This is a genomic window from Streptomyces sp. WM6386, from assembly GCF_000972385.1.
Lineage (GTDB): Bacteria > Actinomycetota > Actinomycetes > Streptomycetales > Streptomycetaceae > Streptomyces.
Genome location: NZ_JXTE01000011.1, coordinates 39901 through 54218 on the forward strand (window position 1 = coordinate 39901; position 14318 = coordinate 54218).

Consider the following 14318-nt stretch of genomic DNA (forward strand, 5'->3'; position numbering starts at 1 on the left):
ACGTACGAAAGGTCTCTGCACGCCGGCCGCCCGGACAACATCAACGTATGACACCGCGTGTCATGCCGCAAGGCACTGAGTGCCATTGATTGCTCTCAGGTGAAATCTTTACGTAACAAATGAGCGATGATCGATCGAACGCGGCTTGAAATCTGCTGGAAAAGGGTTCCTGACATGCCAAAACGGCCACCCCGAGGGGTGGCCGTCATCACACGGGTGAGGGGCGGTCAGCGGCCCTTCAGCGCCTCTTCGATGGTCCGCATGACCTGGTCGAGCGGGGCGTCGGTGCGGGCCACCGTCACCAGGACCTCGCCGTGGGTCGAGACCGTCGCGGCGGACGGCTGGGGCGTACTGGTCCGCCCCACTCCGATGCCGGTCCCGAACGTCTTCTGCACGATCCCGAAGGCGTGGTCCAGCTGGGACTCCACGTCGCCCTGGCCGCCGGCCCGGAGCCAGCGCCGCAGCACGTGGTTGTGGGCGGTGACCACGGCGGACGCGGCGACCTCGGCGAGCAGCGGGTCGTCGTTGGCCTCGTCGTCGTGCGCGTGCTCGTCGAAGTGGCCCAGGAGGTAGCGGGTGAACAGCCGCTCGTAGCGGGCCACCGACGCGATCTCCGCCTCGCGCAGGGTGGGCACCTCACGCGTCAGCTTGTAGCGGGCGACCGAGATCTCCGGCCGCGCCGCGTACATCCGCATGACCTCCTTGATGCCGTTGCACACCGTGTCGAGCGGATGCTCGTGCGGGGGCGCGGCGTTGAGGACGGCCTCGGCGCGGATCAACGTGTCGTCGTGGTCGGGGAAGATCGCCTCTTCCTTGGAGCGGAAGTGGCGGAAGAAGGTGCGCCGCGCGACTCCCGCCGCGGCCGCGATCTCGTCGACGGTGGTCGCCTCGTACCCCTTGGTCGAGAACAGCTCCATCGCCGCGGCCGCCAGTTCTCGGCGCATCTTGAGCCGCTGGGCGGCGGCGCGACCGCCTGCGGCACTTTCCGGCGCGTCGGGCGTAGCTGGTGTGCGTGAGGACTTGGCGGGCTGGGACATGACCCGAACGTACTGCATGTGCGCAGGTTGGCGCTCATGTCCCGGGTGCCCCCCGCCCGGTGCGGGCAGGGGGGTTCCGTGGGGGTCGAGCAGTCCGCCCCAGGCCTCGGAGTCCTTGGACCAGTCGCCGGACGGCTCAGCGGCGGGCATATTCGCGGAAGCCTCGGCCCGTCTTGCGGCCGAGGCAGCCCGCGGCCACCAGGTGCTCCAGGAGCGGGGCCGGAGCGAGGCCCGGGTCCCGGAACTCGCGGTGCAGGACCTTCTCGATCGCGAGCGAGACATCGAGCCCGACGACGTCCAGGAGCTCGAAGGGGCCCATCGGGTAGCCGCCGCCCAGCTTCATCGCGGCGTCGATGTCGTCGAGCGACGCGTAGTGTTCCTGGACCATCTTGATGGCGTTGTTGAGGTACGGGAAGAGCAGTGCGTTCACGATGAAGCCGGCTCGGTCGCCGCAGTCGACCGCGTGCTTCCTGATCTTCACGCAGACCTCGCGGACCGTGGCGTGGACGTCGTCGGCGGTGAGCACCGTGCGGACGACCTCGACCAGCTTCATCGCCGGCGCCGGGTTGAAGAAGTGCATGCCGATCACGTCCTGGGGACGCGAGGTGGCACGGGCACAGGCGACGACCGGCAGCGACGAGGTGGTCGTGGCCAGGACCGCACCCGGCTTGCAGACCTTGTCCAGCGCCGCGAAGAGCTGCTGCTTGACCTCCAGGTCCTCGGCGACGGCCTCGACGGCCAGATCGACGTCGGCGAAGGCGTCGTACGAGCCCGCCGCCGTGATCCGGTCCAGGGTCTGCGCGGCGGCCTCGGCGGTCATCCGCCCCTTGTCGACGGAGCGCGAGAGGGACTTGCCGATCCGGGCCTTGGCGGTCTCGGCCTTCTCCTCGCTGCGGGCGGCGAGGACGACCTCGTAGCCGGCCTTGGCGAAGACCTCGGCGATCCCGGACGCCATGGTGCCGGAGCCCGCGACACCGACGGAACGGATCGGACGGCCGGGGGCCTGGGAATCCCCGGTGGCCGGCGTCAGGGTGTCCGCCACGACCGTGGCGCTGCCCGGAGCCTCGTACGAGTAGAAGCCACGGCCCGACTTACGGCCCGTCAGCCCCGCCTCGCTGAGCTGCTTGAGGATCGGCGCGGGGGCGTGCAGCCGGTCCTGGGACTCGGAGTACATGGCCTCCAGGACGGTGCGCGCGGTGTCGACGCCGATCAGGTCGAGCAGGGCGAGCGGACCCATGGGCAGCCCGCAGCCGAGCCGCATCGCGGCGTCGATGTCCTCGCGGGAGGCGTACTTCGCCTCGTACATCGCGGCGGCCTGGTTGAGATAGCCGAACAGCAGCCCGTCGGCGACGAATCCGGGCCGGTCGCCGACCGCGACGGGCTCCTTGCCGAGGGCGAGCGCGAGGTCGGTGACCGCGCTGACGGCGGCCGGCGCGGTCAGCACCGAGGAGACGACCTCGACGAGCTTCATCGCCGGCGCCGGGTTGAAGAAGTGCAGTCCGAGCACGCGCTCGGGACGGGCCGAGTCGGCGGCGAGCCGGGTGACGGACAGGGCGTTGGTGCCGGTCGCCAGGATCGTCCCGGGGCGCACGATCCCGTCGAGTTCACGGAAGATCTGGTGCTTGATCTCGTACGACTCCGGGGCCACCTCGATGACCAGGTCGGCGTCGGCCGCGGTGCGCAGGTCGGTGGAGGTGCGGACCCGGGCGAGGATGCCGGCGCGCTCCTGTTCGGTCAGCCGGCCGCGCTCCACGGCACGGGCGGTCGAGGTCTCCAGGGCGGTGACGGCCTGGGCGGCCGCGGCCTCGCTGATGTCGATGCCGACGACCTCGCGACCGGCCTTGGCGAGGACCTCGGCGATGCCGGTGCCCATCGTGCCGAGGCCGATGACGGCAATGGTCTGCAGCGGGGACAGAGGGGTGTCGGACAGGGGAGCGGCCATCGCGGGACTCCAGGAATGAGGGTGACGACTGGGAGCGCGACCCGGTACGCCCGAAGGCGCACCGGATGCGTGGAGAATGCGGGTGTTGCCGGGCTGCAAGCGCACACGCCCGGTGGTGCGGTGCCGTCGTCACAGGCGTGCACACGCCCGGAGAACGGCGAGACCGACCGGCCCTGTCCCGGGGCCACGTCGTACTGCGATACCTGAGGTACCGAACCGACTGCGCTCACGACGGCTGCGTCACCAGGCCGTCGCGAGGAGTTCCACGAGTGGGTAACTCGCTCGTCTGAGCTTAACCGGCGGGTAACGAGCGCGCTAGTCCTCGTGTTTGTGATGTACGTCCCGAGGCGCTCGCGACCCACCTAGGCTGCGTGTCATGGACGAAGAGTTGCGATCGCTCACGGAGCGCTTACGGCAGGAGTCGGGGGCGTCGGCGGCTTACGGGCGGCTGGCGGAGACGAAGGACCTCGACGAGCTGGCCGGAGTGCTGATCGAGGCCGGGCAGCCGCTGTGGGCGAGGGAGCTGGCCGCGTTCCGGCTGGGGGTCGCGGGGGACGCCCGTGCCTTCGAGTCCCTCGTCCTGCTGCTCAACCACCGTGAACCGCAGCGCTGTGCCTCCGCCGCGTACGCCCTGGCCCGCCTCGGCGACCCGCGCACCGCCCGCGCGGCCGCGGCCCTCGCCACCAACGAACTGCGCGTCGCCTACGCCCTGCACCCGGTCCGGCTCCTGACCGAACTGCGCGCGCCGGAGTCGGTGCCCGCCCTCGTCACCACGCTGGAGCGGCGGTTGCGCCCGCACGACCCGTACCGGCGGGTGGCGCTCGCCTGTGTGGAGGGCCTCGGCGAGCTGGGCGACGCCCGCGCCAGACCCGTACTGAACGAGGCACTGGCCCACCCGACGCTGGCGGAGGCGGCGGTGCATGCGCTGGCGCGGATCCCGGAGCGGACTTAAAGGCTGCGCGTGTACCGCACCTCCGGCACCGGGATCCCGTCCACCTCGAAGGGTTCCTCGGTGCCGTCCGGTCGGAATCCCGCCCGTTCGTAGAAGGCGCGGGCGTGGGTGTTGCCCTTGAGGACCCAGAGGTACATGCGGTCGTGCCCGGCGGCGGTGCAACGGCGTATCGACTCCTGGAGGAGGGCTCGGCCGATGCCCGCGCCGTACCGCCCGGGGTCGACGTAGATCGCGTACAACTCGGCGTCCGCGGTGCGCACTTCATCCTCCCGGTAGGGGCCGTGCGCCGCCCAGCCGAAGAGCTCTCCGTCCTGTTCCGCGACGAGGTTCACCACGCTGCCGTCCGACTGCCGAAAACGTTCGCGACGGCGCTCGGCGTCCTCGGTCACGCTCAGCGCGTCCAGATACGGCTGCGGCATGAGGCCCCGGTACGCGCTCTGCCAGCCCCGGACACGGATCTCGGCCACACGGTCGCAGTCCGCGAGTGTCATCTCGCGTACCCGCGGGCCACTCACGAACCCACCACCGCGAACGCCTCGACCTCCATCAGGAATTCGGGCCGTACCAGCGCAGCCACCTGGACCGCGGACGCGGCCGGCAGGCGGTCGTCGGGTATGTGCTCGGCGCGGGCTGTGCGGATCTCCGGCATGTGCGCCATGTCGGTCACGAAATAGGTGAGTTTGACGACGTCGTCGAAGGTCGCGTCCGCGGCGGCCAGAGCGCGGCGCAGGTTCTCGAAGACCTGGCGGGCCTGCGCGGTCGGATCGCCCTCGCCGACGAGCTTGCCGTCCTCGTCCAGGGCGAGCTGGCCGGAGATCGCGACGAACGTGCCGGTGCCCAGTACGACATGGGAGTACTGGGCGGCGGGGGCGAGCCCGTCGGGGGCGGGAATCCTGGTCAGCTCACTCATGCGTCCATGGTGGACCATGGCACTGACAACGCCCCCGACGGACCGTCAGGCAGTGCTCAGCCGCGGAAGCCGAGCATGCCGTGCAGGGTCGAGCCCCGTGATGCCGTGGCTGCCGCCGAGCTCAGCGGCTTGGGGTCGGGCAGCTTGTCGCACACCGCGTCGACCTCGCCGCCACTGCGCGGCACCGTGCCGTCGGTCAGATACGCCGCCAGGTACTTGTCCAGGCAGGCGTTCCCGCTCAGCGTGATGCCGTGGTTGCCGCCGCCCTGCTCGACCACCAGGCTGGAGCCGCGCAGCAGACGGTGGACCCTCACGCCGCCCTCGTACGGGGTGGCCGCGTCGTCCGTCGCCTGGAACAGCAGCGCCGGAGGCAGATGGGCGTTGGCCACGTTCACCGGCCGCAGCGACTTCGTCGGCCAGAACGCGCACGGCGCGTTGTACCAGGCGTTGTTCCAGGTCATGAACGGCGCCTTCTTGTACACCGCCCAGTTGTCGTCGCGCCACTGGCTCCAGTCGCGCGGCCAGTCGGCGTCACGGCACTGCACCGAGGTGTAGATGCTGTAGCCGTTGTCGCCGGAGGCGTCGACGGCGGCGAAGTTCTCGTACGCCTCGACCAGCGGGTCGGCGTTCTTGTCGTTCACGTACGCCGAGAACGCCTCCGCCAGATACGGCCAGTAACCGTTGTAGTAGCCGCCCGGAATGAAGGTGTCCTCCAGCTCGGAGGCGCCCACCTTCCCGCCGGCCGGTGTCTTGGCGAGGGCCGCCCGCATCGCGTACCACTTGGCCTCGATCTTCGCCGGATCGGTGCCGAGCTTGTACGTGGAGTCGTACTTGGCGACCCACGCGAGGAACGCGTGGTGGCGGTCGTTGAAGGCGTAGTCCTGCGCGATGTTGTCGTCGTACCAGACACCGGTGGGGTCGACGATCGAGTCGAGGACGAGGCGCCGCACCCGGTCGGGGAAGAGCTTGGCGTAGACCGCGCCGAGATAGGTGCCGTAGGAGTAACCGAAGTAATTGATCTTCTTCGCGCCCAGGGCGGCACGGATCGAGTCCATGTCCCGTACGGCCTGGACCGTGTTGATGTAAGGCAGCACATCGGCGTACTTCTTGCCGCAGGCCTGCGCGAAGGACTTGGCCCGCTGGAGGTTGGCCTTCTCGATGGCCGGAGTGCTCGGCACCGAGTCGGGGCGGACCGGGTTGAAGTAACCGGGCTTGCAGTCGAGCGCCGGCTTGCTCTTGCCCACACCGCGCGGGTCGAAGCCGATGACGTCGTACTGCGCCGCGACCGCCTTGGGCAGCGAGCCGGCGACGAATCCCGCGAGGGTCAGACCGCTGCCGCCGGGACCGCCGGGGTTGACCAGCAGCGGGCCCTGTGACTTCTTCGCGGTGTGCGGGACACGGGACAGCGCGAGGGTGATCTGCCGCCCGTGCGGGTTGTGGTGGTCGAGTGGGACCTTGAGGGACGCGCACTGGAGCGTCGGGTAGTTCGTGGTGCCGCAGCTCTTCCAGGTGAGCTTCGCGGCCTGAGCGGTGTCCGCGGTGCGCGGAGTGCTCGCGTCGGCGGGCAGGGCCGTGAACGAACCGGCGACGACGACGGAAACGCCGCACAGCACGGCTGCGCGTTTTCTCATGGAGTCCTCCCAGGACGGAGGGTTTCGGACCGCGAGTGTCACGGTCCACGCCGCATCGTCCCGGAAAGCGCGTCCGGAAGAACGCGTTCTGGCAAGACTTGACCCTACTGGGTCGTGGTATGCCCTCGAATGCTGTCAAATCAGAGTGAGTTGGGTTCCTTCGGGCAGATCGGGCGTGGGCGGCTCGGGTTCGGGCATCCGTCGGGGCATGGGCGCGTCCGCGGGTCCGATGCCGTACTCCCGGGCCAACTCGTGGACCTGGCGGGTGATCCGGCGCTGGTACCACTTCGGCGCGTAGGAGCCGTCCGCGTACAGCCGCTCGTAGCGGCGCACCAGGTGCGGATGGTGCCGGCCCAGCCAGGCCATGAACCACTCCCGCGCCCCGGGCCGCAGATGCAGCACCAGCGGGGTCACGGACGTGGCCCCGGCGGCGGCGATCGCCCGCACGGTGGCCCGGAGCTGTTCCGGTGCGTCGCTGAGGAACGGGATCACCGGCGCCATCAGGACACCGCACCCGATGCCGTGCTCGGCCAGGGTCCGTACGACCTCGAGGCGGCGCTCAGGGGCGGGCGTGCCCGGCTCCACGGTGCGCCACAACTCCGCATCGATGAAACCGACCGAGACGGAGATACCGACGTCCGTCACCGCGTGCGCCTGCTTCAGCAGGTCGAGGTCGCGCAGGATCAGCGTGCCCTTGGTCAGGATCGAGAAGGGGTTCGCGTGGTCGCGCAGGGCGCCGATGATGCCCGGCATCAGGCGGTAGCGGCCCTCGGCGCGCTGGTAGCAGTCGACGTTCGTGCCCATCGCGATGTGCTCGCCCTGCCAGCGAGGCGAGCCGAGCTGGCGGCGCAGCAGCTCCGGAGCGTTCGTCTTGACGACGATCTGCGAGTCGAAGCCGAGGCCCGTGTCGAGGTCCAGATAGCTGTGCGTCTTGCGCGCGAAGCAGTACACGCACGCGTGCGAGCACCCCCGGTACGGGTTGACCGTCCACTGGAAGGACATCCGGGAGACCGCCGGCACCCGGTTGATGATCGACCGGGCCCGGATCTCGTGAAAGGTGATCCCGCTGAACTCCGGTGTGTCGAAGGTGCGGGTGACGACCGCGTCCGCGCCGAACAGCGCGGTGTCGTCGGCCCGGCTGTGGCCGGAGTCCGCTGTGAGGTTCTCCCAGCGCATGACGCCTCCTCGGTAGCACTGCCCACAGAATAGAACACATGTTCCCTTGATCGTGCGCGTGTGTATGTGAAGGGATTGCGGGGCCCCGATTTGGGCGGGCGGGGACCGGGGTGGTTGGCTTGCCACCAACCCCCGATGAATCAGGTGCTGGAGGAAAAATGGCGCAGGTCGAGGCCACTACGGAGCGGGTCGTCGCGGCGGACGCGGAGAAGGTGTTCGACGCCCTCGCCGACTACAGCGGCACGCGCGCGAAGGTGCTGCCCCAGCACTTCAGCGAGTACGAGGTGCGCGAGGGCGGCGACGGCGAGGGGACCCTCGTCCACTGGAAGCTCCAGGCCACCAGCAAGCGGATCCGTGACTGCCTGCTCGAGGTCAGCGAGCCCACCGACGGTGAGCTCGTCGAGAAGGACCGCAACTCCTCCATGGTCACCACCTGGCGGGTCACCCCGGCCGGTGAGGGCAAGTCCCGCGTCGTCGTGAGCACCGTCTGGAACGGCGCCGGCGGCATCGGCGGCTTCTTCGAGAAGACCTTCGCCCCCAAGGGGCTCGGCCGGATCTACGACGAGGTGCTCGACAAGCTCGCCGCCGAGGTCGAGAAGTAGAAACAAGTCCCCGGTGTTCGAGGGGTGTTGAGCCCCTCACCGGATCGAGTGGATCTCCGTGCGCCGCACCGGTCTGCCGTAACTCGTCGCGCTTGCTCGCAGTTGTCGCTTACGCGGGAATTGTGAGGGTGCGACGAGGGGAGCGGCAAGGTGCGCGGGACCACTCCGGTACAGGACGGACTGCGGGAAGAACCGGCCGAGCAACCACCGCCGATCCCCGCCCCGGCACCCGCCCAGGCCGTCGAACTCGGCCCGCGCAGGGTGCGGTTGATCTTCTTCGCGCTCATGCTCGCGCTGCTCCTGGCCGCCCTGGAGCAGATGATCGTCGCCACCGCGCTGCCGAAGATCGTCGGTGAACTGCACGGCCTGGACAAGATGTCCTGGGCGATCACCGCCTACCTGCTGACCTCCACGATCGGTCTGCCGATCTACGGCAAGCTCGGCGACCTCCTCGGCCGCAAGGGCGTCTTCCAGTTCGCGATCGTCGTGTTCGTCGTCGGCTCCGCCCTCGCGGGGCGTGCCGAGACCATGGACCAGCTGATCGCCTTCCGCGCGGTACAGGGCGTCGGGGCGGGCGGCCTCATGATCGGTGTGCAGGCGATCATCGCCGATATCGTGCCCGCCCGGGAGCGCGGCCGCTTCATGGGCCTCATCGGTGCCGCGTTCGGCCTCGCCTCCGTCGCCGGACCCCTGCTGGGCGGCTACTTCACCGACCACCACTCCTGGCGCTGGTGCTTCTACTTCAACGTCCCCTTCGGCGTTCTCACCCTGGCCGTCGTCACCGTCGTCCTCAAGCTGCCCAAGCCGACGGCGAAACCCCGGCTCGACATCCCCGGCGCGCTGCTGCTCGCCGCCGCCTCCACCTGCCTGGTGCTGCTGACCAGCTGGGGCGGCACCGAGTACGCGTGGGACTCGCGCGTCATCCTGGGACTCGGCGCGGGCGCGGTGGCGTCGGCCCTGCTGTTCCTCGTCGCCGAGCACTTCGCGGCCGAACCCCTCATCCCGCTGCGGCTGTTCCGGGACCCGGTCTTCGACATCACCGCTCTGGTGGGCCTCGTGGTGGGCGTGGCACTCTTCGGCGCCGCGAGCTATCTGCCCACCTTCCTGCAGATGGTGGACGGCGCGAGCGCCACCGAGTCCGGGCTGCTGATGCTGCCCATGATGGGCGGCATCGTCGGCGCCTCCGTGATCGCCGGACAGCTCATCAGCCACACCGGCCGCTACCGGATCTACCCGGTGCTGGGCAGCGCCCTGTCCGTCTTCGGCATGTGGCTGCTGTCCCGGCTCGAGGCCGACACGCCCCGGCTGCACTACAGCCTCTGGATGGCCGTCCTCGGCGCCGGCATCGGCATGGTGATGCCGGTCCTCATCCTCGCCGTCCAGAACTCGGTGCGCCCCGCCGACCTCGGCACCGCCACCAGCGCGAACAACTACTTCCGGCAGATCGGCGGAAGTGTCGGCGCCGCGATCTTCGGCACCCTCTTCGCCGACCGGCTCACCGACGCCCTGGCGAAGCGCCTGCCGGAGACGACAGGGCTTCCCGACGCCGAGGCCATCACCCCGCAGCTCGTCCACGCGCTGCCGCCCGAGCTGCGGGACGGGTACATCCGCGCGTACGCCGACGCCATGCCGCGGATCTTCCTCTATCTCGTGCCGGTCCTCGTCCTCGGCCTGCTCATCGCCTTCTTCCTCAAGGAGAAACCACTGGTGTCCCACCACGCCGCCGAAATCGAGACCGCGTCCGTGAACGCCCCGATCCCGCAAGCCCGTTCGTCATACACCGCCGGAATCCCCGTCTGCGGCACCGTGCAGCACCCCGACGGAACCGTCGTACCGCGCGCGGCGCTCACACTGATCGACGCCGTAGGGCAGCAGATCGGGCGCGGGGCGAGCGGCGAGGACGGGCGCTACGCGCTGTCGACGCCCGGCTCGGGGGCGTACGTCCTGATCGCCGCGGCCGGGGGACACCAGCCGCAGGCGGTCTCCGTGACCGTCGGCGAGCGGCCCGTCGAGCTCGATGTCGTCCTCGGCGGCGCCGGACGCCTCGCCGGAAACGTGCTGACCGCCGACGGCACCCCCGTGCGCGACGCCACCGTCACCCTCGCCAACGTCCACGGCGAGGTCGTCGCCACCACCCGCAGCGGCCGCGAGGGCGGCTACGTCATCACCGAACTCGTCGCCGGCGAGTACACCCTCGCGGCCAGTGCCCCCACCTTCCGCCCCGCCGCCCTGCCCGTCACCGTGCAGGCATCCCGGGAGACCCGCCAGGACGTCGAACTCGCGGGCGGCGCCGTGCTGCGCGGCACCGTGCGGGCCGGCGGCGGACGACCGGTCGAGGACGCGCGCGTGACGCTCCTCGACGCGGCGGGCAACGTCGTGGACACCCTCACCACCGGCGCCGACGGCACCTTCCGGTTCGTCGACCTGTCCTCCGGCGAGTACACCGTCATCGCCGCGGGCTACCCGCCCGTCGCCACCGTCCTCCAGGTCGCCGGCGGCGGCCGTACGGAACGGGATCTCCAACTCGGGCACGAGGACTGAAAAACCCGTCAGTAACCCCGACCTGCCTCCAACCGGCAGGTTCTGCCCGGCACGGGGGCGCGGGGGCGCACGCCGGGGCGATCCACCCCGGCCAATTCCCGCATTGCCGCACATCACAACCGCCCACGGCCTACGGTGGATTAGGCGGCACAGATCTTGCGGAGCCGTGGGGAGAGAGGGCCTGGGTCATGGACCATGGCACCGAGAGGGACGCAGCTCCCGGCCACGGAGCCGGGGACGGCGCGGTGGAGCACGCCGCGGCCGGCCGTATCCCGCTGGCCGTGGTCGTGGTGGACCGCGACGGCCTGGTGTCCCACTGGAGCAGGGGTGCGCGACGGCTGTTCGGCGCCGCCAAGGAAGAGGCGCTCGGCCGCCCGGCGGCCGACCTGCTGCCCGTCGCCGGCGCCCTGCCCGACGAGGACGACCCCACGCCGTACGGCGTGCACGCGGCCTACGACGGGTTGGGACCCGATCTCGAGTCCTCCCTCGACAGCGGGCTCTCCTACCCGGCCGCGGGCCGCGCCCGCCTCACGGTCTGCGAACCCGACCGTCTCGACGTCCTGTGGTGGGCCTACCCCCTGGTGGGCCCCGGACGGGAGCGGCTGCTGGTGCTCGCCGCCGACGCGGGCGCCCTGCACGCGGACGATCCGGACGACGAGATCGCCGGTGAGCGCATCGCTCCCGCCTTCGCGCTGCACACCGACTTCCCGGGCGCCGAGGAGCTGGCCCGCCGGCTTCCCGAGATCCTGCCCAGCATGAGTGTCGAGGAAGGCGCGCGGATCGTCGCCCAGATCCTCGAACTGGGCTATCCCGTCCTCGAGTTCAGCCAGAACGACCGGGTGCCCGTGACCCCCGACTGGGGCGTGCCCCGCCGTATCGAACGCAGGGCGCGCCGTGAGCGGGCCGCGCGGGCCGTGGCCGAGGGGCGGCCCGTCCCGCAGGAGCTCACCGACGAGGGCGTGGACCTGGAGTACACCGCCGTACGCGAGCGCCTTGAGTTCCTCACCGAGGTCAGCGGCCGTATCGGTACCTCCCTCGACCTGTCCAGGACCATCGTCGAGGTCAGCCGGGCCGTCGTGCCCCGCTTCACCGATGTCGCCGGCACCTATCTGCGGGAGCAGGTCGTCGCGGGCGAGGGGTTCCCCGAGGGGGTGCCGGACACCACCACCATGTGGCACCGGGTCGCCCTCGAGCACACCGACGAACCCGGCCGCTGGGACGACGTCGTGCCGGTCGGCGAGGCCATGCCGTTCCCGGCCCACACCCCGTTCTTCCAGTGCATGACCACCGGTGAGCCCGTCCTCGTGCCGCGCATCAGCGAGCAGATGGGCCACGCCATCGCCTCGCAGTTCGAAAAGCGTGACATCCGGCCCCTGATCACAGGCCGTTCGATGCTGGTGGTACCGCTCAAGGCCCGCAATGTGGTCCTCGGCTTCATGATCCTGCTGCGGCACCCGGAGCGCGTCGAGTTCAACGACATGGACCGGGTCACCGGCGCCGAACTCGCCGCCCGCGCGGGCCTCGTGCTCGACAACGCGCGCATGTACACCTACCAGGAGTCCGTCGCCGAGACCCTCCAGGACAGCATGCTGCCGCACATCCCGCCGCGCATGGCGGGCTGCGACATCGCCACCCGCTATCTGCCGGGCACCCTGCTCGGCCGGGTCGGCGGCGACTGGTTCGACTCGGTGAAACTGCCCGGCGCCCGCACCGCCCTCGTCGTCGGCGACGTCATGGGCCACGGCCTCAACTCGGCCGCCATGATGGGCCAGTTGCGTACGGCCGTACAGACCATGGCCGCCCTCGACCTGCCGCCCGCCCAGCTGCTGCGCAACCTCGACGACCTCGCCCAGCGTCTCGGCGACACCTACCTCGCGACCTGTCTGTACGCCGTGTACGACCCGATCGCGAGCGAGCTGCACATCGCCAACGCCGGCCACATCCCGCCGGTGATCGTGCACGCCCAGGACGGCCGCAGCGAACTCCTGCACCTGCCCACGGGCGCGCCCATCGGCGTCGGAGGGGTGGCCTTCGAGTCGGTACGCGTGCGCGTGCAACCCGGCGACCGGCTCGTGATGTGCACCGACGGCCTCGTCGAGGTGCGCGGCGAGGACATCGGCGTGGGCCTCGCGACCCTGTGCGAGTCCGCCGCCCACCCGGCCGCGTCCATGGACGACGCCTGCGACACCATCATCCGCGCCCTCAACACGCGTGGCGGCCGCAAGGACGACGTCGCCCTCCTGATGAGCCGCCTCAACGGCATCGAGCCGGACGACGTCGCCGAGTGGCGGCTCCCCCCGGACCCGGTCGAGGTCGGCCGGGCGCGGTCCGTGGTGCGGGAACAGCTCCACGACTGGGGGCTGGCCAGGCTCGCCGACGCGGCCGAGCTGATGGTCAGCGAGCTTGTCACCAACGCCGTACGGCACTCCCGCAGCCGTCCCCTCCAGCTGCGCCTCGTCCGCGGTGACACGTTGCTGTGCGAGGTGGACGACGACGACCACGACCTGCCGACCCTGCTGAGCGCCGACCCCGAGGACGAGTTCGGGCGTGGTCTGCGCATCGTCTCCACCCTGGCCCGGGAGTGGGGTACGAGCCGGACGAAGGCCGGCAAGACCGTCTGGTTCGAACTGACGTTGCCGCGACGCTGAGGCGCCCCAGGGGCGCACGGGGCGTAAGGGCGTACGCATGTCGCACACGGCGTGAAGGATTGCGCCGCGCGCTTGTAGCCGTGACCGGGGCGCGATAGACCGTACTGGCCCGTCACTTGCGGCGGGCCGTTGCCGCATCCTGGGGAGTTGGGCATGAGCGTGACGAGTCGGTACCGGGAGGCCTGGGAGAGCTTCTGGAGCGAAGCTCCCGACGGACAGGGGGCGGTGTTCTGGGACGCGGAGCCCGCGCTGACGGCCGGCCTCCACCTCGCCCTGTTCGAACCGCATGTGACCGCCCCGGCCCTGCCCATGGTCGACCTGGGCTGTGGCAACGGCACCCAGACACGTTTCCTCGCCGACCGCTTCCGGCACGTCCTCGGCGTCGACCTGTCCGAGGCAGCCGTCGACCGCGCCCGGGACGCCGATCCGGCCGGCCAGGCCACCTATCGGGTGCTGGACGCCGTGGAGAAGGGCGGGGCGGAGTCGCTGCACGCGGAGCTGGGCGACGCCAACGTCTATATGCGGGGCGTGCTCCACCAGTGCGAGCCCGCCGACCGGCAACCACTGGTCGACGGGCTCGCCGCGCTGCTCGGCGAGCACGGGCGGGGCTTCCTCGTCGAACTCTCCGAAGCCGCCAAGCCCATCCTGGTGGGCCTGGCCCAGCACCCCTCGGGCCCGCCGCCCAAGCTGGCGCCGATCTTCCGGCACGGCATCGCGCCCGGCGAGGTCTCCGACGACGCGGTGTCCCAGTACCTGGGCACGGCCGGGCTCACTGTCCTGGCGAGCGGCGAACTGCCACTCGTGACCACCGAGTACACCCCCGACGGCGCCCGGATCGAGCTGCCGTCGAAGTGGCTGGTGGTGGGGCGTACGGCCTGA

General features: G+C 70.6%; 11 protein-coding genes. 5 read left to right on the plus strand and 6 right to left on the minus strand.

Annotated features, from left to right (window positions below; translation table 11 throughout):
• Positions 1-227: 227 nt before the first annotated feature.
• The gene (locus TN53_RS09235) at positions 228-1037 is read right to left on the minus strand and encodes a TetR family transcriptional regulator (RefSeq protein ID WP_046258040.1); all 810 of its coding nucleotides are present in this window, start codon (positions 1035-1037) and stop codon (positions 228-230) included.
• Positions 1038-1173: 136 nt separating this feature from the next.
• The gene (locus tag TN53_RS09240) at positions 1174-2979 is read right to left on the minus strand and encodes a 3-hydroxyacyl-CoA dehydrogenase family protein (RefSeq protein ID WP_046257951.1); all 1806 of its coding nucleotides are present in this window, start codon (positions 2977-2979) and stop codon (positions 1174-1176) included.
• A gap of 376 nt (positions 2980-3355) precedes the next feature.
• Here TN53_RS09240 and TN53_RS09245 point away from each other — a divergent pair, with 376 nt between their 5' ends.
• Positions 3356-3931 (plus strand): adenylosuccinate lyase, encoded by a 576-nt coding sequence (locus TN53_RS09245; RefSeq protein WP_046257952.1) that lies wholly within the window; start codon positions 3356-3358, stop codon positions 3929-3931.
• Here the strand turns inward: TN53_RS09245 and TN53_RS09250 are convergent.
• The 4 genes from TN53_RS09250 to TN53_RS09265 form a co-directional block, all read right to left on the minus strand.
• Positions 3928-4422: a GNAT family N-acetyltransferase gene (locus TN53_RS09250; RefSeq protein ID WP_095046389.1), complete on the minus strand. Its 495-nt coding sequence runs from the start codon at positions 4420-4422 to the stop codon at positions 3928-3930. The genes TN53_RS09245 and TN53_RS09250 overlap by 4 nt on opposite strands.
• Before the next feature lie 20 nt (positions 4423-4442).
• Positions 4443-4841 (minus strand): RidA family protein, encoded by a 399-nt coding sequence (locus TN53_RS09255; RefSeq protein ID WP_046257954.1) that lies wholly within the window; start codon positions 4839-4841, stop codon positions 4443-4445.
• 56 nt (positions 4842-4897) lie between these two features.
• Positions 4898-6472, minus strand: coding sequence for an alpha/beta hydrolase (locus TN53_RS09260; RefSeq protein ID WP_046257955.1), 1575 nt, complete (start codon positions 6470-6472; stop codon positions 4898-4900).
• A 135-nt stretch (positions 6473-6607) separates the two neighbouring features.
• On the minus strand, positions 6608-7648 hold the full coding sequence (locus TN53_RS09265; RefSeq protein ID WP_046257956.1) for an Rv2578c family radical SAM protein: 1041 nt from the start codon (positions 7646-7648) through the stop codon (positions 6608-6610).
• 158 nt (positions 7649-7806) lie between these two features.
• On the opposite strand from TN53_RS09265, the gene TN53_RS09270 reads away from it, so the two are divergent.
• From TN53_RS09270 to TN53_RS09285, 4 genes are all read left to right on the plus strand, one after another.
• Complete coding sequence (locus TN53_RS09270; protein ID WP_046257957.1) at positions 7807-8250, plus strand: SRPBCC family protein; 444 nt, start codon at positions 7807-7809, stop codon at positions 8248-8250.
• Positions 8251-8400: 150 nt separating this feature from the next.
• On the plus strand, positions 8401-10791 hold the full coding sequence (locus TN53_RS09275; RefSeq protein ID WP_046257958.1) for an MFS transporter: 2391 nt from the start codon (positions 8401-8403) through the stop codon (positions 10789-10791).
• A 188-nt stretch (positions 10792-10979) separates the two neighbouring features.
• Positions 10980-13439: a SpoIIE family protein phosphatase gene (locus tag TN53_RS09280; RefSeq protein WP_046257959.1), complete on the plus strand. Its 2460-nt coding sequence runs from the start codon at positions 10980-10982 to the stop codon at positions 13437-13439.
• Positions 13440-13592: 153 nt separating this feature from the next.
• Positions 13593-14318: a class I SAM-dependent methyltransferase gene (locus TN53_RS09285; RefSeq protein WP_046257960.1), complete on the plus strand. Its 726-nt coding sequence runs from the start codon at positions 13593-13595 to the stop codon at positions 14316-14318.